The 25733-nt window shown below is 62.7% G+C and carries 20 protein-coding genes; all 20 read left to right on the forward strand.

Translation table 11 applies throughout. The annotated features are described in order from the left end of the window. Nucleotides 1–765: type VI secretion system Vgr family protein (locus tag BMW76_RS04670; RefSeq protein ID WP_143062206.1), on the forward strand; the 765-nt coding region annotated here is incomplete at its 5' end. An 18-nt stretch (nucleotides 766–783) separates the two neighbouring features. Beyond that, nucleotides 784–3663 carry a glycoside hydrolase family 24 protein gene (locus tag BMW76_RS04675; RefSeq protein ID WP_090863622.1) on the forward strand — a complete coding sequence of 960 codons (2880 nt, stop codon included), beginning with the start codon at nucleotides 784–786 and terminating at the stop codon, nucleotides 3661–3663. Between the two features lie 7 nt (nucleotides 3664–3670). Continuing rightward, complete coding sequence (locus BMW76_RS04680) at nucleotides 3671–4213, forward strand: hypothetical protein (protein ID WP_245763115.1); 543 nt, start codon at nucleotides 3671–3673, stop codon at nucleotides 4211–4213. Between the two features lie 45 nt (nucleotides 4214–4258). Then, a complete protein-coding gene (locus BMW76_RS42750) occupies nucleotides 4259–4597 on the forward strand; it encodes a lysozyme inhibitor LprI family protein (RefSeq protein ID WP_090863624.1) in 339 nt (112 codons plus the stop codon). An 11-nt stretch (nucleotides 4598–4608) separates the two neighbouring features. Beyond that, the gene (locus BMW76_RS40170; RefSeq protein WP_143062207.1) at nucleotides 4609–5004 is read left to right on the forward strand and encodes a hypothetical protein; all 396 of its coding nucleotides are present in this window, start codon (nucleotides 4609–4611) and stop codon (nucleotides 5002–5004) included. A gap of 153 nt (nucleotides 5005–5157) precedes the next feature. Then, a complete protein-coding gene (locus BMW76_RS40175; RefSeq protein ID WP_143062208.1) occupies nucleotides 5158–5565 on the forward strand; it encodes a hypothetical protein in 408 nt (135 codons plus the stop codon). Between the two features lie 384 nt (nucleotides 5566–5949). Further along, a complete protein-coding gene (locus tag BMW76_RS04690) occupies nucleotides 5950–7119 on the forward strand; it encodes a hypothetical protein (protein ID WP_090863626.1) in 1170 nt (389 codons plus the stop codon). Continuing rightward, entirely contained in the window at nucleotides 7116–10712 is a 3597-nt protein-coding gene (locus BMW76_RS04695) for an ImcF-related family protein (RefSeq protein ID WP_090863628.1), read from the forward strand. Before BMW76_RS04690 ends, BMW76_RS04695 begins: the two co-directional genes overlap by 4 nt. A gap of 36 nt (nucleotides 10713–10748) precedes the next feature. Further along, complete coding sequence (gene tssA, locus BMW76_RS04700) at nucleotides 10749–12350, forward strand: type VI secretion system protein TssA (protein WP_090863630.1); 1602 nt, start codon at nucleotides 10749–10751, stop codon at nucleotides 12348–12350. Between the two features lie 40 nt (nucleotides 12351–12390). Further along, entirely contained in the window at nucleotides 12391–14190 is a 1800-nt protein-coding gene (gene tssF / locus BMW76_RS04705) for a type VI secretion system baseplate subunit TssF (RefSeq protein WP_090863632.1), read from the forward strand. A gap of 107 nt (nucleotides 14191–14297) precedes the next feature. Then, entirely contained in the window at nucleotides 14298–15263 is a 966-nt protein-coding gene (tssG, locus tag BMW76_RS04710; protein ID WP_090864298.1) for a type VI secretion system baseplate subunit TssG, read from the forward strand. 30 nt (nucleotides 15264–15293) lie between these two features. Then, entirely contained in the window at nucleotides 15294–15956 is a 663-nt protein-coding gene (gene tssJ, locus BMW76_RS04715; protein ID WP_245763116.1) for a type VI secretion system lipoprotein TssJ, read from the forward strand. A 319-nt stretch (nucleotides 15957–16275) separates the two neighbouring features. Beyond that, a complete protein-coding gene (locus tag BMW76_RS04720) occupies nucleotides 16276–17250 on the forward strand; it encodes a MurR/RpiR family transcriptional regulator (protein WP_090863636.1) in 975 nt (324 codons plus the stop codon). Then, nucleotides 17247–18245 carry an isoaspartyl peptidase/L-asparaginase family protein gene (locus BMW76_RS04725; RefSeq protein WP_090863638.1) on the forward strand — a complete coding sequence of 333 codons (999 nt, stop codon included), beginning with the start codon at nucleotides 17247–17249 and terminating at the stop codon, nucleotides 18243–18245. The genes BMW76_RS04720 and BMW76_RS04725 overlap by 4 nt, the downstream gene beginning before the upstream one ends. 14 nt (nucleotides 18246–18259) lie before the next feature. Continuing rightward, nucleotides 18260–20197 (forward strand): dipeptide ABC transporter ATP-binding protein, encoded by a 1938-nt coding sequence (locus BMW76_RS04730; protein WP_245763117.1) that lies wholly within the window; start codon nucleotides 18260–18262, stop codon nucleotides 20195–20197. Between the two features lie 112 nt (nucleotides 20198–20309). Next, nucleotides 20310–21872, forward strand: coding sequence for a glutathione ABC transporter substrate-binding protein GsiB (gsiB, locus tag BMW76_RS04735; RefSeq protein WP_090863640.1), 1563 nt, complete (start codon nucleotides 20310–20312; stop codon nucleotides 21870–21872). An 87-nt stretch (nucleotides 21873–21959) separates the two neighbouring features. Then, a complete protein-coding gene (gsiC, locus tag BMW76_RS04740; protein ID WP_090863641.1) occupies nucleotides 21960–22880 on the forward strand; it encodes a glutathione ABC transporter permease GsiC in 921 nt (306 codons plus the stop codon). 7 nt (nucleotides 22881–22887) lie between these two features. Continuing rightward, nucleotides 22888–23793, forward strand: coding sequence for a glutathione ABC transporter permease GsiD (gene gsiD, locus BMW76_RS04745; protein WP_090863644.1), 906 nt, complete (start codon nucleotides 22888–22890; stop codon nucleotides 23791–23793). Then, nucleotides 23790–24872 carry a DmpA family aminopeptidase gene (locus tag BMW76_RS04750; protein ID WP_090863646.1) on the forward strand — a complete coding sequence of 361 codons (1083 nt, stop codon included), beginning with the start codon at nucleotides 23790–23792 and terminating at the stop codon, nucleotides 24870–24872. The genes gsiD and BMW76_RS04750 overlap by 4 nt, the downstream gene beginning before the upstream one ends. Further along, complete coding sequence (locus BMW76_RS04755) at nucleotides 24869–25693, forward strand: M55 family metallopeptidase (protein ID WP_090863648.1); 825 nt, start codon at nucleotides 24869–24871, stop codon at nucleotides 25691–25693. The genes BMW76_RS04750 and BMW76_RS04755 overlap by 4 nt, the downstream gene beginning before the upstream one ends. Nucleotides 25694–25733 lie beyond the last annotated feature (40 nt).

Genomic DNA, 25733 nt, shown 5'->3' on the forward strand with positions numbered 1-25733 from the left:
CAGAAGCTGGCGTATCGGGGCGAAGGCTATGAGCTGCGCACCTCCGGCTATGGCGTGCAGCGTGCGGGCAAGGGGCTGCACCTCACGGCGTACGATCGCCCCGGCGCGACCGGCCAGCAGCTCGACATGCAGGAAACCGTCGCGCAGCTTGAGCGCGCGCTGGAACTGGCGAAGGCGCTGGCCGGGTCGGCGCGCAGTGCGAAGGCCGCACCTGCGGATATCGACGCACAGCAAAGCGTGAAGGATGACCTCGACGGCCTGAAGCAGCCGGGGCTGCTCGCGAGCGCGCCCGCCTCGATTGCCATTGCATCCGGCCGTGGCGTGCAGGTCGCGGCACAGGACAGTATCTCGGCGGTAGCGGGAAAGAACGCCGATATCAGCGTCGCAAAGCGCTTCACGGTGGCCGCGGGCGAACTGGTGTCGATGTTCGCGCAGAAGCTTGGAGTGAAGCTGTTCGCCGCGAAAGGGCCAGTCGAGGTGCAGGCCCAGAGCGATGCGATGTCGTTGCTGGCCGACAAGGATCTGACGGTGGCGAGCGTCAACGGCACAGTGCGCATCAGCGCGAAGAAGGAACTCGTTCTTGAATGCGGCGGAGCGTTTGTGCAACTCAAAGACGGCAACGTCACGCTGGGCGGTCCTGGTGATCTCTTCCTGAAGGTCATCACGATACAGAAGAAGGGCGCGCAATCCATGAACGCCAATCCCACCCTGCCTCACGGCGATGGCTCGATCCCCCAAGGCCGGGCGGACAACTACTCGAACTGACGGTGACGGACGATTTCAATGGCTACACATCACGGTAAATCTCATCACCCGTCCACACCGGCTGCACCAGCAACACCACCGACACCGCAGTGGCAGCCCCTGAACTGGAGCTTTCCATTTGCGCCGACCAACGGCAACACCGCCGATCCGCAGACGTGGCTCAAGGCGCTGGCCCGTGCTGACGGCGGGTTTTATCCGCTGGGTGCAAACGGCATGTTCCACGGCGGCATTCATTTCGATGCGGCCACCGGCGGGGCGCTCAAGCAGGGTGACGGCATCAGGGTCATCGCCGATGGCGAGGTCGTGGCCTACCGGCTGGACTCGAAGTATCCCGAGTTGACCTATCCGACCACGCCCAAGCGCTACGCCCTGTATTCAACTGGATTCGTGCTGGTGCGCCACAAGCTCGTGCTGCCGCCTGAACCTAAGCCTTCGATTGCGCCAGCAGCGGCAGCAGCACCTGCTTCAGGTGCATCAACCGCGAGCGCCGACGGTACGCCGTCGTATCAGCCGCCCGCCGACGAGGTGCTGGAGTTCTACAGCCTGTACATGCACCAGCTCGACTGGGCGGGTTATCAGGCGGCCGTGCAGGCAGGCGACGGCAATTCCCAGTCTGCGTCATCGATTCATCCGTTGCCTTTCTGGCGGGGAGATAAACGTTTCCGCGTGGGCAGCAAGACGAACGACCGCCAGGCGCTGCCCCCCCAGCTCAATACGCCCTTCCGCTTCGACGTGGATTCAACCACATTGGACGCTACTCCAGCGGGAAACGATGCGCGGCTAGCCGGTCTCGCCGCAGGCCCGACACCTGGGAGCATCGGTCCGCTCGTAGCGCCAACTGACGAGACGCTACGGTACACAGTCCCAGCAACCCTCGCAGCGGACGCATCGCAGAATCCAGACACCGGTCAGATCGGTATCGCTATTCGGGACAGGGCCAACGGGACAGTCATCGGTCTGTTGCCGCGTGGTGGCGAACTCAGCGTAGCGGGTAATGCGGCCACCGGATGGGCGCAGATCGCGGCCATCACAAAAGGGACGCCGGTTGCAGCCGTCGCAGGTGGCATGCAGGACCCACGCGCCACGACTGGCTGTGTTTCTCTCGGAAAACTCGATGCAGTCGTTGATCCCAAGCCTCTGGATACGGTTGTCGTGCTCGATACACCTTATCCGGTCAAGGCGGGCGACGTGGTGGGCTATCTGGGGGAGTACCAGCGGTATCGCGAATCGCAACAGCTGCCACCAAAGCCGATGCACCCGATGCTTCACGTCGAGGTGTTCGCCGGTACACAGTTGGAAAGTTTCATCAGCAAGAGCCAGGAGCGTGCGAAAAAGCTGCCGGAGAGCGGCAAGACACTGCTGGTGATCCGGCAGGGAGCGAAGCTCGTCAAGGCCGCCGAGCCGGACAGCAACAACCTTGTAAGGGCGGGACTCTTGCTCACGCTAACCAAGGACGATCCGGGTAAAGGTTGGTGGGCCAAGGTGCAGCCGACCCAGCTTCCGGCGCAGTCGGCCGCACACGGTCATGGTCACGGCCGCGCTCATCACGCCAGTGGCACGCCGGTAGGCAGCCCGCTATGGGTCGAGCGCAGTGTCGCGGGCAAAGCGGCCAGTTCGGTGGTCCGGGCGTGGTCGACGTTCCCGCTGCGGATCGCCAACGCACCGTCACAGGCCGTTGGGTATCAGCAGGTGCTGTCGCGAGGCCAACTTGACCAGTCCATCGATAACAGCAACGCGACGGACGATCATGGTTCCCACTGGTGGCAGATTCCCGGCGGCGACATGAACGGCATGACGATCTTGGGCTGGGTGTGCGAAAAGGACCACCCCGATACTCAATGGGAAAGCCCGTGGTCGTGGCCGGGGTTCGATACGGTTGATACGACCAGCATTCCGGTGCTCGACCTGTACAGGCGCAACTTGTATGTCACCAAACAGCTGCTGGATGGCGAGGAAGAGGCGTTCAGCACAGTCGCGGCGACGGTAAACGCAGGGCTGTTGATCGGAAAGCTCGAAAGAGCAGCCAACCGCCAGGGCGACGGCAAGGGGACGGTGACACCGGCCGATCTTAGGAAAGCGCTGACGATACCTTGGCTCGCGGAGGCGGTCTCGCATCTGATCGTTCGCTATCAGAGTGAGTGGGGTGGCGATATGAGTCGTTGGGATCAGTTGTCGAAGGTGATGGGCAACGGAAAACACATCTGGCAGGCCGAACTGGAGCGTATCGAGAAACTGCAATGGTGGGACAAGGTGAAGGCCGTCAAGGGCTTTCCGGCTGACCCTGACGTTTGGCACATTCATCCGGTTGGATTGGTGGGGAATTTCGCTGGGGCAGGCGGAGTTGGTCTGACCATCGAGGAAGCAAGGGTACGCGCGTTTTTAAGAATGATCCGAGTTGGAGAAGGTACGGAAAGACCCGCCGGTTACGAGCGTCTATTTGGGGGGCAGTCGTTTGTCAAAGACTATGGACGCGATTTCAGCGATCACCCTCGAATCCTCATAACTCGGACGAACAGCAAAGGGAAGACCTTGCGATCTACCGCAGCCGGCGCATATCAGGTAATGGGATATAACTGGGACGATCCCGCATACGTGGCATATCGAAGGAAATATGGTATTACCGACTTTAACCCGGCTTCTCAAGATAGGTACTGCGTTATTTTGTTGAAATATAAGCGTCACGCCTTGGAAGACATTAAAAGCGGCGAAATCCAAAAAGCTGTCATCAAGGACGGTTGCAATCTTGAATGGGCAAGCTTGCCAGGAAACAATTACGGACAAGGTGGTGTTGGTATGAACACGGTAGTCGAAAAATTTTCGGAATACCTTCGTGATGAGTTATCCGGGAAAAGTGATTTGGCCGTTTCAATTGGTGGCATTGACGATTTGATTAAATGAGGACGCAATGAAAGCTATATTTTTGGTGCTGACGCTTCTTCTTGCTTTTGCTAGCCAGTGTGTCTGCACCTATGCGGCGGATAGTGGTACTATACCGAATTTTTCAGATTATCCAGTCGAAGTTTACAATGGGCACTTGAAAGTGCCGAACTATTATAAAAAAACAGACGGGGAGTGGCGTGACGATATGGGTAAGTTGACAGCACCGCCTGAAATAAATTTTGCCGGAAAATATTATATCGGAAGCCATAGCTGCGGGGCTGGTTGCAGATATTATACTCTTTCAGACTTGGCAAGCGGTTCTGAATCGAATGCGCTCGATATGTTCTCAAATGATGAAAGACATTCCCCTAAAACGTTTGATGGACGGTCATACGTAACCAGTCTGGTTAGTCGACCTGACAGTAAAATGCTGGTCGCCCAATATCATATTGAGCAAGGGGCAACGTCTAAAGAAGAATGCAGAGAAAGGATTTTTTTGTTAAGTGACGAGGGGAAAAAGGCTAAGCCTATAACCAAAACTATAAACCATTGCGAAGATTTTCAGTGAGATTCGACCTTGAACGACCTCGACAATTCATCAGCAAGGTAATGCATGAAATACATCTGGATCCTAGTAGTTCTACTCCTTTCGACTGCCGCAACTGCGAGATCCGCATGTGACAGTGAAATCGCGCGAGAAATGGAGCGATGTGCGAAATCAAACTATGAGGAAGCGGATACTGCCCTAAATCGAGAGTACATCAATTTAATAAAGAGTCTTCCCAATTCAGATAAATTTAAGCTGCAAGAAGTTCAACGGTATTGGGTCACCTACAAAACAAGATATTGCAAAGACACATTCAGCGCTAAAAGTCCCGGCAACGAAGCGGGTATTGAAATGTGGTCTTGTCTTGAGTCAGCAACCGATTCGAGCTCAATACGGGGATTTTAAGAGAGCCAGATATGGTTCGTGTTTTGATCAGTGAGAAGTATAAAAGCACTGCAATGCGCCTCGGAGTGGTTCTGCTAGCCGTTTTTTCTTTTTGGCGAATAACTCAGGCGGCCGAGTGCGGCGAGTTTGATAGTCTCGTGAAAAAGCGTGAAATGTATGTTCCGGGTGCCGACTCGGAGCGTCAGGTTGCAGGGAACGGGCGGTTGCAATTTTATTCTGCGCCAGATGTGAAATGTAAGATGGCGGGTGTTTTTATTCTCCCGCATCAAAAGATTGATGCTTACTACACGTATGGATATTACACATCAGTTGTTTATATAGATGTGAAAACGGGCTCCAATGTAAGCGGATGGGTACGGTCAAATCGCTTGAAATCGACCGGCTTAGGCATTGCACCGCGTCATTAGCGAGGCCAAATCCAATTGATTTCATAGCAAAATCTTCAGAGAACTCGACGCATAAGCCTTTCGCCCGTTAAGGAAGTCTCGCTTATCCATGAATCGATGAGAGTCGCTACAACGAGGGATATTCTCGCCAAAAATGAATCACGCTGACATGTCATGAAGTATATCGTTCGCTTTTTCATTCTGGTGGCGGCATTGGGCCTAAGCTCCGTTGCTTCCCATGCGAGATCGTTGGAAGCTGCGCGCAATCATTCATTCGACCATGTCGAGATTGCTTATGCTCACGACATGTGCTTTTTTCCATACTCTCCCGTTAGTTTTTGTGACGGCAGGCATATTTCTGAAATAAAAAATGCGATTGCCAGTGGTGTGGGTAATTTTAACAACCACTACATACTATTAGAAATCAAGGAATGGAAACCTTCCGAATATTACGGAAATAGTCTGATGGCAATCGATACACTTACGGGGATCGCCTACCCTCTGCCATTTGATTACTTTTCAGATCACATCAATATGAATAATTATCAAGTTATAAAAAACCGAGACTGGTTTTTTCCGTAAAAAGCAATAAGATTTGTATCGATGGTTCCGTTCTCGTCTATCACGCAAGAACGAATGGTCATTTTTGTTTTGACTTTGACGGAGACAAATTCACCGGATATCGCACTGAATACATGGATTAAGCCTGCTAGCAAGAGAGTCATGAAGATTATATTTTCGACCTTGACGCATCTTGCTACTGTTGATTGCACCTTTGTCTATGCGGTTGATAGGGGCTCGTCGCCAAATTTTTTAATTATCCGGTTGACGTTTTATCGTGGCCAATTGAAGGTGCCGATTTCTTATAAAAGAATCGACACGGAATCAAGAGATGAACGTCTGTAAGTTGAATACTAGCAATGCGGTTGCGCGTGCAATAACTAACTTTCTCGAACGATATATTTTATGCCGTGGCCTATCCCGACGCTGATATCTGTCGAGCGTCCTAAGCCGATCTCCATACGCGTACTGCTCCCGACGCTCGCTGCCATTGCATCAGGCGCGATCGGCGCCGTGCTGCTGCTGTGGCCGCACGGCAAGCCGACGCAGACGATCCAGTTCTGGAGCCTCCTGATTGGGGCGCCACTGGCGGCGTGTGCACTGGCGTTTGGCCTGACGTTGAACCGCTGGGAAGCACAGCAAACCGTCGCGGAAGAATCCGAGCGGGAGCAACAGCGAATCGTGAAACTGTGGCGCGACTGGTGCCGCCGTCATCTGCGTGTCGTTCAAAGCGAGGTCTTTCTGCCGGTTACGGATGAGCATGCTCCGTTTTCAACGGCGAATTCCGACTTTCCGATGAACAGGGAACGGGCTATTGGCTTCCCGTGGGCAAAAGAGCGCTCGACGGCGTTCAGGCGCACCAGGTTGCTTCACCTCGTTGCTGTGCGATTCGCTGACGCGCTCAAGGCCCGGCGCGAGATCGCCGTCACATTAATGCTCGATGACCTAGCGCCCGAACAAACGAAAGCCTGGACGATGCGAGTACACCGTATCTTCAGCCGCACTGTGCCTGAAGCCGTCTTGCGGATCGAAACGCGACCCGCGACCGGTGCTGCGCAGTGGCTTGCGGAACAGGTTGATCGGGGTGATGCGGAGCCACAGCTCGTCGTTGCAGCGCAACTCTGGCCAGAAGACGAGGCAGAACATGCTTTCAGCGAGGGCGCCGCCGCGTTCCTGGTCGAACCCGTTGCCACCCAGACCGACTCGGTCTTACGCCCCATGACAACCCTCCCCGAGACACTGGAAGCCGGGCTCGCCCAACTCATGCAGATGCAGGTCGCCCCTGACCGTCTGACGCACGTATGGTCTACCGGTTGCGACGATGAATCGGTCGCTATCCGCTCGGCGCTCACGCCTGATCCCAAGGCTCTCGCGGAGGAACGTCTGCTCGACGGCATCGTGGGCAAACCCGGGCCGGCCAGCGGTTGGATTGCGCTCGCCACGGCACTGGCAGCGTCGTCGGAAGCCGGACCGCAACTGGTCGTCTGGCGCGAACCGGAATCTGAGCCGGTGCATCTGTGCGTGGTCGCAGCAGCAGCACCATCGCCTTTGCCTCACAAAGGAACAACCGTTTGAAGAACGACAAGAAATATATCTGGGGCCGGTGGCTCGTGGTCGCCGCAATCGTGGCTGTGCTTGCCGCCGCGATCCTCTACACCGTGGATGTGAAAGATCTGACCGCGTGGTTCGTGCGCTACCGTCCGGTTCTCATCGGTGCCGCGCTGTTGGCCGCGGCAGCGCTCGCAGTGGTGTTGCCGAGGCGCAGGCAGGTGCGCCTCGCTATACAGCAGGCTTCGAAGGACCAGGGCGTCGAGCCGCCCACGCCGGCGGACTCCGCCGCAGCCGCTGCGGAGGACCGGGCCGCACAGGCCGTCGCTCGCGCAAAGGAACTGAAGTTGCAGCTTAAGGAAAGACACGGGTTCCGCTGGACATACGCGCAGCCGTGGCTGCTCGTCGCAGGCGACAGCGCAGTCGTGGGACGACTGATGCCGGAACTGGAAACACGCGGCTCCCTAGTCACCGACGCCGCCGTGCTGCTGTGGGGCGGGACGGGGCCGGACGGCCGTCCTGACGAAGTGTGGCTGCGCCAGATCCGCCGGCTGCGATGCCGTCGGCCGGTTGATGCCGTCGTGCTCACACTCGATGGTGATGCTCCCTTGCCGCACTCATCGCGTGGCGCGAATACATGGGGAATGAGCCTTGCGCGTATAACCGGTCTGCTGCGCTGGACGGCGCCCGTCTATGTGCTCGATGTGTCCGGTTCGGATCACATCCATCCTGCGGGCGCGCCGGTGGCAGGTTGCGAATTCAAGGGCGCAGCCGATGCCAATGCAATCGGAGCCGCGCTGATGACGTTGCGTGACCGCCTCGCGGACCAAGGTGTATGGCGTCTGACTCACAACAGTCGCGATGATCAGACTGCCGAACTTTCTGCGCATCTTGACGGCCGCGGCGCACCGCTGTCGCAATGGATCGCCGGTTTGTCCGCCTGGCAGCGCCGGCCGCTGCCTTTCGCGGGCTCCTTCTTTGTGCCATGGCCGTCCACTGGCCGCACGGAACCCGCAAGCGACGACATTTACCTGCCGCTGTGGCGCCACCTTGCTGATGCAGCGAAACGCACATCAGGACGCCGCACGCTTTCGCACCCCCTCACCATCTTCACGACAGCCGCATCAATCGCAGTCGCCCTGTGGTCCACATGCATGCTCGTCTCGGCCGCCACCAACGCCCGCGAGCTCACACTGACCAGCGAATCCGTGCGCAACCTGAACACGGCCCCGGACTCCGCCAGCCGCCTGCGCAGCCTGCTCCCGGTTCAGCAGCGCATCGACTTCTACGAAGAGCGCGTGCAGCACCACGCACCGCTGTTCACCCGCTTCGGCCTGAACCACGATGCACAAGCACTCGCCGCCGTCTGGAAGCCTTATACACGCGCCGCCCGCGACGCGCTCATCACGCCCGTCCAGCAGAACCTCGAAGCACAGCTCGTCGACCTGAACCAGATGCAGACGGTCCAGCTCGACGATCAGGTCAACCGGCTCGCGCAGGACGGTCACAAGGCGCTCAAGACCTATCTGATGATGGCCGAGCCCGCGCACGCCGAGCCCGCCTTCATGACGCCGCTCCTGCCGCATTACTGGAACACGACAGCCGACCTGCCCCCGGGCGAGAAACTCGACCTCTCGCAACGTCTGCTCGCTTTCTACGCGCAGCACCTGAAGCAGCATCCCGACTGGCGCATCGAAACGCGTGACGACGTCGTCAGCGGCTCGCGTCAGACATTGCTCGCGGTCATCGGCGTGAAGAACTCCGAAGACACGATCTATGAAGACATCCTGAATTCGGTCGGCCGCAAGTACCCGGACCAGACCCTCGCTTCGCTGACGGCAGGCACCGACACGCGCGGGCTGTTCCGCACGTCGGCCTCGGTGCCGGGCGTGTTCACGCGCGAGGCGTGGGAAGGCACGATCGCTCAGGCCATCGACGACGCGGCGAAGCACAACGGCACCGCCAGCGACTGGGTCCTGGCCGGCGCAGGCAATGCGAACGGCGCACAGCAGAACCAGTCCGCGTCGTCGCCCGAAGCCCTCAAGGCTGCGCTCACGAGCCGCTACTTCGCCGACTACGCCGAGCGCTGGCAGACCTTCATGAACACGATCCAGTGGGAGAGCGCGCCCTCGATGCCCGCCGCGATCGGCCAGCTCAAGGCGATGGCCGATGCGCGCCAGTCGCCGCTGATCGCGCTGATGAAGGCGCTCGACTGGCAGGGCGGCGCCGGTGCGCAGAAAGATTCGCTCTCCGACACGCTTGTCACGAAGGCGCAGAACATCTTCCGCAGCAGCAAGACTGAGGAGCCGCAGGCCGCGCGGCCCGATCCCGCCGGACCGCTCGGACCGTCGTTCGGTCCCGTGCTGCGGCTCGTCGCGCCGGGCAACGCCGGCGACGCGCCGTCCAGCGGCAAGGCGGCCAGCACCGGCTACAGCGATCTGAGCCTGCAACGCTATCTCGAGCGTGTCACGACACTGCGGCTGCGCCTTCAGCAGATCGGCGACAGTCCCGACGCCGACGCGCAGGCCAGACAGGTCGCGCAGACGCTCTTCCAGGGCAAGGGCTCGGAGCTGGCCGACACCCAGTCCTACGCGCGCCTCATCGCGGCGAGCCTCGGCGCGCAATGGGCCGGCATGGGCGATTCGCTGTTCGTGCGCCCCGTCGCGCAGGCGCTGCAGACGGTGCTGCAACCCGCTCAGGCCAGCCTCAACGAAGCGTGGCAGCAGACGATCGTCTCGACGTGGAACCGCTCCTTTGCGGGACGCTATCCGTTTGCCAGCACAGGCAACGACGCGTCGCTGCCCGAGCTTGCGCGTTTCCTGCGTCCGCAGGGCGGCCTGATCTCCGCGTTTCTCGCCAGCCAGCTCGCGGGCGTGCTGGAACTGCAGGGCGATCAATGGGTGCCCGTCACCGCGGGCACGACTTCGCTCGCCTTCGAGCCGTCGTTCCTCAATGCGATCAACACGCTGCAACGCATCGCCGGGCATCTGCTTGCGCAGGGCGAACCGCAATACCGCTTCGACATCAGGCCGGTGCCTTCACCCGGTATCACCGACACGCTGCTCACCGTCGATGGCCAGAAGCTGCACTACTTCAACCAGCAGGAAACCTGGCAGGCGATGAACTGGCCGTCGAACGATCCGCAGAAGACAGGGACGCGTCTCGAATGGCAAACGGAGAAGGCCGGCACGAACCGCAGCCTCGAATTCGACGGACGCTGGGCGCTCGTGCGCATGCTCGAACACGCGCGCGTGGAGCCTGTCGACAGCGCGACGTACGTGCTGACCTGGCAGGCATCGCCCTTCGTGAAAGAGATCAGGCCCGCAGCGGCGAAGTCCGCCAGCGACCCGGCTTACGACATCGATACGCTTATCGCGAGCGAGCCGGGCAAGACCGCGCTGGGCAGCGACACGCACGCGCTGAGCTACACGATGCGCACCGATGTAGGCAAGGGTCCGCTCGAACTGCTCGCGCTCAGGGGCTTCGCGTTGCCGTCGCGCATCTTCATGACGCGCTCTCCCGGCGCGACGAATACCGCAAGGGACAACAGTCCACCGCCGTTGCCCAAAGCCGCACTCGATGCAGGCAAACGCGCCGCCATGCCTTTGCCGCAGAGCTGAGTGAACCGGCGGCGCACAACACAAAAAAGAAAACAAATGAAATTCTCCAACCTCCTCGACGCGCTATTCGGCACGCGCGCGCCTTCGGACCTCGCGCGCTCGGCGCAGTCGCGTTGGGACGACTGGCTCGGACCGATCAGCGAGGACGCGCCGACAGGCGCCGATCCCGCCTACGACGATGACTTTCTCGCCATCAAGGAAGAAGTTGCCAAACTCACCGACATCAACGATGCGAAGATCGTCGAAACAGCGGAACGGCTGCTGAAGCACGGCGCGAAGGATGTACGCGTCGCAGCCTATTACATCTACGGCTGCATGCGCCGCGACGGCGCGGAAGGCGTGGCCTGCGGCTTCGAACTGCTGTCGGCGCTCGTCGACCGTTTCGGGGACACGCTGCTGCCCGAACGCGTCGCGACGCGCAAGATGGCGTTCGAATGGCTCGCCGGAACCACCTTCGCGGACCGGCTCGATCGCGTGCACGGACTGACGGGGACGCTGCTCGAACGCACGCTCTCGGCGATCGCGCTGATCGTCGAGCGCACATCGCAATGGCCCGAAACGGCACGTCCGGCGCTGGAACCGCTCTTTCGCCGCTTCGAGAGCCGACTCGAAACGCCGCATGTATCGGATATAGCCCCCGCCAGCCCGAACGCAGCGGCAACATCAATCGCCGCCGTTCCCTCCGCCAGTCTGCCCGCCGCCACCACGGTCGCATCGACGAGCGATCTGCTCGACCGTGCCCGTCATATGGCGCAGTTCCTTCGCGAACAGCCGCAAGGCTATCTGGCCGCCTACCGGCTGATACGGTGCGTGCGCTGGGACACGCTGACGGAAGTGCCGCCCCACGAAGCGAGTGGCAAGACGCGCCTCGTCGCGCCGCGCGCCGAACTGCGCGCCAACCTGAAACGGCTGCTGCTGCAGAAGCAATGGCCTGAACTGCTCGAACGCGTCGAAATGGCGTTCGCCGAAGGCGCCAACCATTTCTGGCTCGACCTGCAGTACTACGCATTCGCCGCGCAGGAGCAGGCGGGCGGCGAATACGCACGCGTGCGCGAACTCGTTGCGACCGACTGTGCATTGATGCTCGAACGCCTGCCGGGCCTCGAGCGTCTGTCGTTCGCGGACGGCCTGCCCTTCGCCGACGACACAACGCTCGAATGGATCGCGCGTCATGCGACGGTGCGCGATGTCGAAAGGGGCGAAGCAGTCGCGCCCATCAGCGTCGCATCGGCGGACACCGACTGGGCCGAAACGGAAGCCCAGGCGTTCGACCTCGCGAGCGCTCAAGGCATCGAAGCCGCGCTCGCCTGGCTGCAACGGCTGCCCGCGCACGGCGGCGAACATGGGGAACGCGAACACTTCCTGCGCCAGCTCGTGATGGCGCGCATCGCGGAACGCGCGCAGCGTCCCGACACGGCGCTGCATCTGCTCGCATCGCTCGACGAATCCGCGCGGCGTTTCCAGCTCGCCGCGTGGGAGCCGTCGCTCGCTTTCGAGGTCAAGCACCAGCTGCTCAGGCTGCTGAAGATGCGCATCAACCGCAAGGACGCGGACAAGACTGCGCTCGGCATGCGCATCGACGCACTGACAGGCGAGCTGACGGCAATCGATCCGGCTCGCGCCGTGACGCTTGCCTGATCGGGCGACCGCCTCCACTGGCATTCAGGCACATTCAATAATGAGTTCACCTACCAAAGACAGCGACATCCTGCGCTATTACGAAGCGGAAATGCGCTACCTGCGCGACGCGGGCAAGGAATTCTCCCGCGCGTTTCCGGACCGCGCCCGCATGCTCAATATCGATCGCGTCGGCGATCGCGATCCGCACGTCGAGCGTCTGTTCGAAGGCTTCGCGTTCCTGATGGCGCGGCTGCGTCACAAGCTCGACGACGAGTTGCCCGAACTGACGGAAGGCCTCGTGAGCATGCTGTGGCCGCACTATCTGCGCATGATCCCGTCGCTCTCCATCCTTGAGATGATCCCGATACACGGCGCATTGCAGAAGCACGAGACACTGCCGCCAGGCCTCGAAGCACTGTCCGATCCGATCGGCGAGGATGCCGGGCAATGCATCTACCGGACGACGCAAGCCGTCGACCTGTATCCGCTGCTTCTCAGGGAGGCCAACACCTATGCCCGCGAAGACGGCCGCTCGGTGATCCGTCTGCGGCTCGAACTTCAGCCGCAGGCGCGGCGCGAACAGTTGCAGGTGCCGCGTCTGCGGCTCTATCTCAATGCCGAGCGGCCGGTGGCGCTCGCACTGTATGCCGCGCTCACGGCTGCTCCGCTGGCCGTTCAGGTGCGCGTGCCCGGCTTTCCGGCGGACCGTCCGGGCGCACCCCAACCGATGCCGGGCCTGCGCATCGAACCCGCGGGCTTCGCCACCGACGAGCGGCTGTGGCCGAAAGCCGATAACGCGTTCGGCGGCTATCAGCTGCTGCTCGAATACTTTACGTTCCCCGAGAAGTTCATGTTCGTCGATCTGCTCGGCCTCGACGTGCAGTCCATTCCCGCATCCGCGACGTACTTCGACGTCGAGATCGTGCTGGCGCAGCCGTACCCCGACGACATGCGCTTCAGCGCGGACAACGTGCGCCTGTACTGCACGCCGATCATCAACCTGTTCGCACTCGAAGCCGCTCCCGTCACCGTGACGCAATTCGAAACCGAGTATCGCGTGAACGCGCGCGAGCAATATGGCGCGAGCGTCGAGGTCTATTCCGTCGACTCCGTTCAGGGCTTCGAAGCGGGCACGGGCCAACGCTTCGCGTATGTGCCGTTCGCCGCGTTCCGCCATCGCGGCGGGATGTTGCGCCACGAGATGCCGGAACGCTACTTCCATACGCGCGTGCGGCGTGGGCCCGCGGGCCGGTTCGACACATGGCTGGCGCTCGGCGGACATGCGTGGGAGCGCGCGGACACGCTGCCCCGCGAAACGCTTTCGCTGTCGGTGACGGGCACCAACGGCATGCTGCCGCGCAAGGCGCTGCGCGAAGCGGGCATTACGCGCATGCGCGGCGGCTTCACGAATATCGGCGCCGTGCGCAACCTGTGCGCGCCGACGCTACCCGTCTATCCGCCGACGGCCGACCGCTTCCAGTGGCGCGTGCTCTCGCATCTCGCGCCGAATTACCTGTCGCTGCTGAACGCGGAAATCCTGCGCGGCAGCCTCGCGCTCTACGACTGGACGGACGGCGAACTGAACCGGCGGCGCATCGACGCCATCACCGATGTCCAGCACCGGCTGCTGCAAAAGCTCGTACGCGGCGGCCTGCAGCGCGGCGTGGAAATCGTCGTGACGATCGACAGCAGCCGCTTTGCCGGCGACGGCGATCTCGAACTGTTCGGCGGCATGCTGAACCGCTTCCTCGGGCTCTATGCATCGCTGAACCTGTACACGAAACTCGTGATCGTCTCGCAGCCCACGGGACGCCGCATCGAATGGCCCGATACGAAAGGTGAAGGAGCACCGTTTTGAACGGCCCGCATGCTGAACTCCCGCCGCCTGGCAGCGGCAGCGGCAGCGGCGAGGCCGTCGATGCGGCACGTCCGCTGCTGGCCGCGCTGCTCGATCACGCGACGCAGATGAACTTCTTCCGCTTCTGCGAGCTGATCGAGCTCTCGGCGCCCGATCGCGCACCGATCGGCACGACGGACTCGCCGACAACCGAGCCCGTGCGCTTTCGCTCGCGCGCGCGGCTGGGGTTCCCGAGTCGCGAGATCGATGCGATCGGATACGACGTCGACGATCCGTCCAGGCCGCCTGCCGTAGTCACGACCTTTCTCGGCCTGTACGGCGTCGATGCGCGCATGCCGACGTATTTCGCCGACGAGATCGCACAGAACCTCGAAGGCGCCGAGCCGCTCGCCGCGTTTCTCGATCTCTTTCATCACCGCATCGTCACGCAGCACTACCGCGTGTGGCGCAAGTACCGCTATCCGGCCGGCTTCAGAAAAGACGGCACCGATGACGTCTCGCGCTATCTGCTCAGCTTCGCGGGGCTCGGCATCGGCACGCCCGACACGGCGCGCGCGCTCGGCACGCGCAAGCTGCTGTCGATGCTCGGCCTCGCGGGACAGAAGACCCGCACGGCCGAAGGACTGGCCGGCGTGCTTCGGCACGCCGTGCCCGACACGGATGTCGACGTCGACGAGTTTCATCCCGTTTGGGTCAAGGCGGACAACGGCGAGCGCATGGCGCTCGGCGAGACCTGCCTGCTCGGCCGCGGCTTTTACGACAAGGGCAATAGCGTGCGCATCGCGCTCACGCCGCGCACGCGCGAAGCCGTGCTGGCGCTGCTTCCGGACCACGCGGCGCATCGCGAGGTGATGACGCTGCTGCGCTTCTATCTGGGCTATGAGGCCCTGGCGCATCTCGAGATGCAGGTCGATCCCCGGCTGATGCCGCAACAGGCGCTCAACGCCGATGACGTACGCCTCGGCTTCACGACCCGCTTGCCGGGCCGCGCGTCGTCACGTAACGGCGGGCGCACGCGCGTGCAACTGGGCGTATGGACGGGCAGCAGCGAAGCTCATGCGCCGATGCGCTGATCGACACAACACACCAGCGAGTCATAAAAAATGAACAGGATGATGAATGCGCTCGGCATGGGCGCTTATGCGATGGCTGCCCTCGGCCTGGCGGCTTGCGGCCTAACCCAGGCCGTATCCGATAGCACAGCGGATGCGGCCAAATGGGTCTTCACGACGCAGGTCAAGACGATGACCGTCGATCTCGTGAGCCGCGCGTCGCTGAACGAGAGCGCCTCGGGGCAGTCGCTGTCGACGGTCGTGCGTCTGTATCAGTTGAAGGATGCGCAAAGCTTCCAGCAACTGGAGTACACGCAGTTGCAAACCGACGATCTCGAAGCGCTGAAGGCGGATCTGCTGGCAACGAAAGACGTCGTGCTGCGCCCCAACGCCAGCGCGAGCATCAACGAACCGATGAAGGACGATGCGCAGTATGTAGGTGTCGTCGCGTTCTTCCGCAACCCCGATCGCGATTCGACGTGGAAGCTGCTGGTGCCGAAAAAGCAGTGGAAGAAAACCGACCCGGTGAAGATCGTCGTGCGCGACAACGTGCTGGAACTCGTGGATGCGAAGCCGGAGCCCGTCAGGCACGATGCGCCACAGCAGAGCGCGCCTGGCGCGGCCAGCGCGCCCGCTGCGGCTACACCGAAGGCGAAGCCCGCAGCGCCGACTGTGACGGGATCGATCAGCGCTGACGAACCGGGCGAAGGATAAAAGCACGACGCTTCCGCCACGCTACCGCGCACTGCCGTAGCTCTTGCCACCCGTCAATAAAAGGCGCCGCTATCCGACTGGCGGCGCCGCTTCCATCCGCGCGCGGCCGCGCCTGCTTCCGCACTCACGCCGCCGTGCGTCTCGCAGAAACACCTCAAGGGCCGATACGATCGCCCTGCCTCTCCTCTCACAAACGCCCAAGCGACCCACGCACTTCCCTCGTGAAAACCCCTACCCCCTGTGAAAATTTATTTTCTCCGTATACATTCGCTGTAAATTTCCTTACATTGCCGACCACGCACACAACCCGCACCACCCGATGCCCCGTCACCCGACGCCCTCCGCCGCCTCAGAGCCTGCCATCGCCGCCCGCATCACGGCCGCGATGCCGATCCTCACGCCCGTCCACCGGCGCATGGGCGAGTTCGTGCTGGCCAATCAGTTTCGCGCGGCGACCATGCGTATCGACGAACTGGCGACGGCCGTCGGCGCATCCGTCGCGACGGCGAACCGCTTTTCGCGCGCGCTCGGTTTCGACGGCTATCCGGCGTTTCGCGAAGCGCTGGTGCGCGGTTTCGAAGCGACGCTCGCGCCCGTCGAACGCTTGCGCTCGGCGCAGGAGTCGCAGACCAATGGCGACGAACTCTTCAGCGCATCGCTCGAACAGGCCGCCACCAATCTCGGCACGACGCGCAACGCGATCGACAGCGCAGCCGCCGAAGCCGCCGTCGAAGCGATCATCGGCGCGCGGCGCGTGTTCATCCTCGGCTCGGGCGCGAGCGCCTTCCTCGCGAGCCTGATGGAGCACAACCTGCTGCCGTATCACGACAACGTGCAGTCGCTCGCGCTGATCGGCGGACCGACGCACGCCGCGCGCCGCCTCTTCAACGCGCGCAGCGGCGATCTGGTGATCGCGATCGCGTTCCCGCGCTATGTCGACGACACGATCGAGCTTGCGCGCCGTGCCGCCGGCCTTGGCGCCGACGTGCTCGCGTTGACGGACGGCCCGGCGTCGCCGCTCGCGGCGCTGGCCACGCGCTCGCTCTTCATCCGCGCGGAGCGGCGTCTTGCCGCGACGTCCGAAGCGACCGTGCTCGCGGTGATCGAAGCGCTGTGCGACGCCGTCGCGTATCGCGCGAAGCGTTCGGCCCAGGCAGCCGCCGACATGACGGCGTTCGTGCTCCCCTGGCTTACCGAAACGTCCGCGATGCAGGCGACCACGAAGACGGCCACGCGGGCAAATGCGCGGCCGACCCCGCGACCAACCTCTAACCGAGCGAAGAAAAAGCAATGACGTCCAAAGCGGTAATCGCGATTCACGGCGGTGCGGGCACGATCGTGCGCGCGTCGATGGCCCCCGATGCGGAAGCCCGCTATCACGCCGAGTTGCGCGCCGTGCTCGCCGCTGCGCAACGCGTGCTCGCCGACGGCGGCAGCGCGCTCGACGCCGTCACGCAAGCCGTGCGGCTGCTCGAAGACTGCCCGCTCTTCAACGCCGGACACGGCGCTGTTTTCACGTCGGCGGGCACGCATGAACTCGACGCGTCGATCATGGACGGCCGCACGCTGCAAGCGGGCGCCGTATCGTGCGTGAAGCGCGTGCGCAATCCGATCGTCGCCGCACGTCACGTGCTCGAATACAGCGAGCACGTGATGTTCACAGCCGAGGGCGCAGAAGCCTTCGCGCAAGCCCAGGGCCTCGAGTTCGTCGACCCGTCGTACTTCCACACCGACGCGCGCCATCGTCAGTGGCAGCTCGCGCGCGACCAGCAGCGCGCGATGCTCGACCACGACGGCGCGACGCTCGCCGCGCAAACGCCAGCGATGCAAGCCAAAGACGATGCGTTGCCGCACGAGCCGATCGATCCGAACCGGAAGTTCGGCACGGTCGGCGCGGTCGCCGTCGATCTGTACGGCCACGTCGCGGCTGCCACATCGACGGGCGGCATCACGAACAAGCAGTTGGGCCGCGTCGGCGACGCACCGTTGATCGGCGCCGGCTGCTATGCCGACGACGCCACCTGCGCCGTGTCGACCACAGGCTCGGGCGAAATGTTCATGCGCATGGTCGCCGCCTACGACGTCGCCGCGCAGATGGCTTATCGCAACGTCTCGCTGGAAGAGGCGGCGAACGATGTCGTGATGAACCGCCTGCCGCGCATCGACGGACGCGGCGGCCTGATCGCCGTCGACGCGCACGGCAACGTCGTATTGCCGTTCAACACGGAAGGCATGTATCGCGGCTATGCGCGCGTCGGCGAAGCGCCCGTTACGGCGATCTACCGCTAGACACAACGTGCCGCATGCCTTCATTGCCACAGACGCCAGGAGAAATCATCGTGACGAACACGCCGAAACAGCCACGTCCGCTCGATAGCCTGCCGCCGCAACGCGTCGTCGATATCGACCGTTTGACGGTGTCGTTCCGTCGCGGCGAAAGCACGTTCGACGCAGTGCGCGACCTGTCGCTCACCGTCGATCGCGGCGAGACGCTTGCGATCGTCGGCGAATCGGGTTCGGGCAAATCGGTGACGTCGCTCGCGTTGATGCGCCTCGTCGAATACGGCGGCGGACGCATCGCAAACGGCAGCATCGCGTTCCGCCGGCGCAACGGCACCGTGCTCGATCTCGCGCAGGCCTCGCAAGCGACGATGCGCGGCGTTCGCGGCGCGGACATCGCGATGATCTTCCAGGAGCCGATGACGTCGCTCAACCCTGTGTTCGCGGTGGGCGATCAGATCGGCGAAGCGATCGCGCTGCATCAGAACATGAGCCGCAGCGATGCGCACGCGGAAACATTGCGTCTGCTCGATCTCGTGCGCATTCCCGAAGCGCGCCGCGTGGCCGCGCGTTATCCGCATCAACTGTCGGGCGGCATGCGGCAGCGCGTGATGATCGCGATGGCGCTGTCGTGCAAGCCGTCGCTGCTGATCGCCGACGAGCCGACCACGGCGCTCGACGTGACCATCCAGGCGCAAATCCTTCAATTGATACGCGGCCTGCAGGACGAGATGAACATGGGCGTGATTTTCATCACGCACGACATGGGCGTCGTTGCTGAAGTGGCGGATCGCGTGCTCGTGATGTATCGCGGCGAGAAAGTGGAAGAAGGCGAATCGGGCGCGCTCTTCGCCGCGCCCGCGCATCCTTATACGAGGGCGCTGCTCGCCGCCGTGCCGAAGCTCGGCTCGATGCAGGGCACGAATGCGCCCGCGAAGTTTCCGTTGCTCACGCTCGATGGCGAGCATGCGCAGCCTTCGAGCGAAGCACGCGCCGCGCAAGCCGAAGCCACGCAGAAGCAAACTGCACAGCCGATACTCCGCGTACGCGATCTCGTCACGCGCTTTCCGGTGCGCAGCGGACTGTTCGGCAAGCTGACGGGCCGCGTGCATGCCGTCGAGCGCGTCAGCTTCGATCTGCATGCGGGCGAAACGCTCGCGCTCGTCGGCGAATCGGGTTGCGGCAAGTCGACGACGGGACGCTCGCTGCTGCGTCTCGTCGAAAGCCAGAGCGGCAGCATCGAATTCGACGGCAACGACATCAGCTCGCTCAACGGCCCTTCGTTGCAGGCGTTGCGGCGCGATATCCAGTTCATCTTCCAGGACCCGTTCGCGTCGCTCAATCCGCGTCTGACGGTCGGCTTCTCGATCATGGAGCCGCTGCTCGTGCACAACGTCGCGAGCGGCAAGGCGGCTCAAGACCGCGTCGCGTGGCTGCTCGACAAGGTCGGCCTGCCCGCCGATGCCGCGCGCCGTTATCCGCACGAATTCTCCGGCGGCCAGCGTCAGCGCATCGCGATTGCGCGCGCGCTCGCGCTCAATCCAAAAGTCGTGATCGCGGATGAATCGGTGTCGGCGCTCGATGTTTCCGTGCAGGCGCAGATCGTCAATCTGATGCTCGATCTGCAGCGCGAATTGGGTGTGGCGTATCTGTTCATCTCGCACGACATGGCTGTTGTCGAGCGCGTCAGTCATCGCGTCGCGGTGATGTATCTCGGGCAGATCGTCGAGATCGGCCCGCGCCGCGCGGTGTTCGAATCGCCGCAGCATCCGTACACGAAGAAGCTGATGGGCGCCGTGCCCGTCGCCGATCCGGCGCGCCGCCACGCGAAGCGCATGCTCGCTGCCGACGAACTGCCGAGCCCGATTCGCACACTCGACGACGAACCCATTGTCGCGCCGCTCGTCGCCGTCGGGCCGGATCATTTCGTAGCCGCGCATCGGATCGGCGGCGCTTACTAGCTTTTCGATCGGGCAGGCAAGGCCCATCGCGCATTACCGGCAGCACACAGAAGCCGCGCGGACCAGCGGCATGACAACAAGCAGTTCCTTTGCTCAGTGGAGTTCAGAACCGATGACTACGCCCTCGATGTTTCAACCGTTGCGCCTGCGTTCGCTCGTGACGAGCGGCGCGCTGGTCTTTGCGATGCTCGCGTCCGGTGCCGCTCATGCGGCGCAGACGGCCGTGATGGCCGTCGACTCGACGTTCACGACGCTCGATCCTTACGACGCGAACGACACGCTCTCGCAAGCCGTTTCGAAGTCCTTCTACCAGGGCCTGTTCGGCTTCGACAAGGACATGAAGCTCGTCAACGTGCTCGCGACGAGCTACGAAGCAAGCCCCGACGCGCGCGTCTACACGTTCAAGCTGCGCCAGGGCGTGAAGTTCCAGGACGGCACCGACTTCAACGCGGCCGCCGTGAAGGCCACGTTCGACCGCATCACCGATCCGGCGAACAAGCTGAAGCGCTACAACATGTTCAGCCGCATCGAAAAGACGGAAGTGATCGATCCGTACACGGTGAAGATCACGCTGAAGGCGCCGTTCTCGGCGTTCGTCAACGTGCTCGCGCATCCGTCGGCCGTGATGATGTCTCCCGACGCGATCAGGAAGTATGGCAAGGACATCGCGTTCCATCCCGTCGGCACCGGGCCGTTCGAGCTGGTGAAGTGGGACCCCGCCGGCGATCTGACCGTGAAGAAATTTGCTGGCTACTGGAAGAAGGGCTATCCGAAGATCGACGAAATCGACTGGAAGCCCGTCGTCGACAACAACACGCGCGCCGCGCTCGTGCGCACGGGCGAAGCGGACTTCGCGTTCCGCATTCCGTTCGAGCAGGCAGCGACGCTGCAGTCGAGCCCGAAGGTCGACATCATCGCGACGCCGTCGATCATCAACCGCTACGTCAGCCTGAACACGACGAAGAAACCGTTCGACAACCCGAAGGTGCGTGAAGCGCTCAACTACGCGATCAACAAGGAAGCGCTCGCGAAGGTCGCGTTCTCCGGTTATGCGGTGCCCGCCGACGGCGTGATTCCCGAAGGCGTCGACTACGCGACGAAGCTCGGCCCGTGGCCGTATGACCCGGCAAAAGCGCGCGCGCTGCTGAAGGAAGCGGGCTACCCGAACGGCTTCGAGACGACGCTCTGGTCGGCGTACAACAACTCGACGTCGCAAAAGACGATCCAGTTCGTGCAGCAGCAGCTCGCGCAAGTCGGCGTGAAGGCGAGCGTCGAGGCGCTCGAAGCAGGCCAGCGCGTCGCGAAGGTGGAAAGCGCGCAAGACCCGGCGACGGCGCCCGTGCGCATGTACTACATCGGCTGGTCGTCGTCGACGGGCGAAGCGGATTGGGGCATCACGCCGCTGCTCGCGTCGTCGTCGTTCCCGCCGAAGCTCGTGAACACGGCTTACTACAAGAACGATACCGTCGACAGCGATCTGTCGAAGGCACTCGAAACGACGGACCGCACGCAGAAGGCCGCGCTCTACGGCGACGCGCAAAAGCGCATCTGGACCGACGCGCCGTGGATCTTCCTCGTCAAGGAGAAGATCGTCTACGCGCGCAGCAAGCGTCTGTCGGGCGCGTATGTCGCGCCGGACGGCTCGTTCAACTTCGATGAAATCGCAGTGAAGTAAGCGCGCAATGCCCGTTCCGAAGCGCGCGTTTCGGGACGGGCATGTTCGCTTCACGCCGCGCATGCTCTTCGATAGCGGATCGCTCTCATGCTGAACTTTCTCGTCAAACGCCTGCTGGGCCTGCTGCCGACACTCGTGATCGTCGCCGGCCTCGTGTTCCTGTTCGTGCACCTGCTGCCCGGCGATCCCGCGCGGCTCGCGGCCGGCCCCGAAGCCGACGATGCAACGGTCGCGCTCGTGCGCGCCGATCTCGGCCTCGACAAGCCGATGCCGCAGCAGTTCGCGAACTTCTTCGTGCGCATCGCGCATGGCGACTTCGGCACGTCGACACGCAGCAAGCGCCCCGTCGCCGCGGAGATCGGCGAGCGCTTCATGCCGACGCTGATGCTGACGCTCGTCAGCATGGTGTGGGCCGTGATCTTCGGCATGGCGATCGGCATCGTGTCGGCCGTGTGGCGCAACAAGTGGCCAGACCGGCTCGGCATGACGCTCGCCGTGTCGGGCATTTCGTTCCCCGCGTTCGCGTTCGGCATGCTGCTGATGGAAGTGTTCTCAGTGCAGCTCGGCTGGCTGCCCATCGTCGGCGACGGGTCGTGGCGCAGCTATGTGCTGCCGTCGATTACGCTCGGCGCGGCCGTCGCCGCCGTGATGGCGCGCTTCACGCGCGCATCGTTCGTCGAGGTGCTGAACGAAGACTACGTGAGGACGGCACGTGCGAAAGGCGTCGCGGAGCAATGGGTCGTTATCAAGCATTGCCTGCGCAACGCGATGATTCCCGTCGTCACGATGATGGGCTTGCAGTTCGGCTTTCTGCTCGGCGGCTCGATCGTCGTCGAAGTGGTGTTCAACTGGCCGGGCATGGGACGCCTGCTGGTAGACGCCGTCGCGATGCGCGACTATCCCGTGATTCAGGCCGAAGTGCTGCTGTTCTCGCTGGAATTCATCGTCATCAATCTGGTCGTGGACGTGCTGTATGCCGTCATCAATCCGACCATTCGTTTCAAGTGAGGCACGCATGAGCACGACCGCCGACAACACACGCGCCGTCGCATCCCCTCACGGCGAGCGTGCGATCCGCACGCCGTGGAGCGAGTTCTGGCGCAAGTTCCGCAAGCAGCATGTCGCTCTCGCGGCGGGCGTGTTCGTGCTGCTGCTCGTCGCCGTTTCGATTGCGGGGCCGCACATCGTGCCGTTCGACCCCGAAAACTATTTCGACTATGACGCGCTGAACGCAGGGCCATCCGCTGCGCACTGGTTCGGCGTCGACTCGCTGGGCCGCGATATCTTCAGCCGCATCGTCGCGGGCACGCGCATCTCGCTGGCGGCGGGGTTTGTTTCGGTGGCGATCGGCGCGATCGTCGGCACGTTGTTCGGCCTGCTTGCGGGCTATTACGAAGGTTGGTGGGACCGCATCACGATGCGCGTCGCCGATGTGCTGTTCGCGTTCCCGGGCATCCTGCTCGCAATCGGCATCGTCGCGATTCTCGGCAACGGGATGATCAACGTGATCTGCGCGGTGGCCGTGTTCAGCATCCCCGCGTTCGCACGGCTCGTGCGCGGCAATACGCTGATGCTCAAGCACCTGACGTATGTCGAAGCGGCGCGCAGCATCGGCGCATCGGACTGGACGATCATCATGCGGCACATTCTGCCGGGTACGATCTCGTCCGTGATCGTGTATCTGACGATGCGCATCGGCACGTCGATCATCACGGCCGCGAGCCTGTCGTTTCTCGGACTCGGCGCGCAGCCGCCGACGCCCGAGTGGGGCGCGATGCTCAACGAAGCGCGCGCCGACATGGTCACGGCGCCGCATATCGCGCTCTTCCCGAGTCTCGCGATTTTCCTGACGGTGCTGGCGTTCAACCTGCTCGGCGATGGCTTGCGCGACGCGCTTGATCCGAAGCTGGACCGGCCATGAACGCGCCGCAGATTCCGCACATGCAGCATATCGGCGTGCTGCCTTCGGGCACGCTTGGCACGATCGCCGATGTGTCCGGTGTGACCGTCGGTCATTGCACGCTCGATCAAGACGCGATCCAGACGGGCGTGACCGTGATCCGCGCGCATCGCGACGATCCGTATCGTCACAAGGTGCCTGCTGCCGCGAGCGTGATCAACGGCTTCGGCAAGAGCATCGGCCTCGTGCAGATCGACGAGCTCGGTGTGCTCGAAACACCGATCGCGCTGACCAACACGTTCGGTGTCGCCGCCGTCGCGCAGGCGCAGATTCGCGCCGCTATCGCGAGCAATCCGCAGATCGGGCGCGGGTGGCCGACCGTCAATCCGCTCGTGTTCGAATGCAACGACGGGTATCTCAACGACATTCAGGCGCCCGCGATTGAGCCGACGCACTACGCACAGGCGCTCGATGCAGCGGCCGCTTCGTTCGAACGCGGCTCGGTCGGCGCGGGGCGCGGCATGTCGTGCTTCGATTTCAAAGGCGGGATCGGCTCTTCCTCGCGCCTGGTTAGCGCGGCCGGCCACGACTTCACGGTCGGGGCATTGGTGCTTGCGAACTTCGGCCGTCTGCCGATGCTGACCATCGACGGCGTGCCTGTTGGCCGCGAACTCGCACTTGCGCTGCGCAAGCAGGCGGCACTCGCGGCTACAACGAAGCCCGAGCAAGGCTCGATCATCATGATCGTCGCCACCGATGCGCCACTCGACTCGCGCCAGCTCAAGCGTCTTTCGATGCGCGCCGCCGCCGGTCTCGCGCGCACGGGCTCGGTCTACGGACACGGCAGCGGCGACATCGCGCTCGCGTTCTCGACGGCCTGGACCGTCGCGCATGAAGGCGATTACATCGCGACGCCGCCGCTCCTCAACGATGCGCGCCTCGATCCGCTGTTCCATGCGTGCGCCGATAGCGTCGAGCAGGCGATCGTCGATGCGCTATGGTCCGCTACGTCGGTCACGGGTCGCGACGGCCACACACGTCTGTCGCTGCATGACGCAGTGCCCGATCTAGAACAACGTCTCAAGCAACGCAACGCATGAAAGTCCTGATCTCCGTCGATATAGAAGGCGTCGCGGGCGTCGTCAATCCCGAGCAGACGCGCGCCGGCAACAGCGAATACGAGCGCGCCCGCCGCTGGATGACGCTCGAAGCCAACGCGGCAATCGAAGGCGCGTTCGCGGGCGGCGCCACGCACGTGTGGGTCAACGACTCGCACGGCGGCTTTCGCAATCTGCTGCCCGACATGCTCGATGCGCGCGCGAACGTGATACTCGGCAAGCCGCGCACGCTCGGCATGACGGCGGGCCTCGAATACGGTCCGCAACTCGTGTTCATGATCGGCTATCACGCGATGGCGCAAAGCCGCGGCGTGCTCGCTCACACGATCAACAGCTTTGCATTCACGCATGTGAAGATGAACGGTCGCGAGGTGGGCGAAGCGGGACTCTACGGCGCGCTCGCAAGCGAATACGGCGCGCGCGTCGCGCTGCTTTCCGGCGACGATGTATTCGCCGAAGAAACGAAGCCGTTGTTTCCCGAGGCGACGTTCGTGGTCACGAAGCACGCGACGGGTTACGCAAGCGGCTCGACGCTGACGCCGGAGCGTGCGTGCATCGCGATCAGGCAAGCAGCCACAGATGTCGTCGCGAGCCATGCAGGCCGCGACGCCTTGCAACGCGCAACGCCCCAGCCCGTCGATATCGAACTGCGCGTGCAAACCACTGCGCTCGCGGATCTGTTCGGTCAGATGCCGTCGCTGGAACGCGTGGACGGCGTCACACTGCGCTTTTCGACACCATCCGTCGAGCACGCTGTGCGCACGCTGAACTGTCTGTCAGCGATGTCGTTCATGTTGCGTTGAAATCAGCGCTGACAGCAGTGCTGGCACGACGCGGCTGCGC

The organism is Paraburkholderia diazotrophica (genome assembly GCF_900108945.1).
Classification (GTDB): Bacteria; Pseudomonadota; Gammaproteobacteria; order Burkholderiales; family Burkholderiaceae; genus Paraburkholderia; species Paraburkholderia diazotrophica.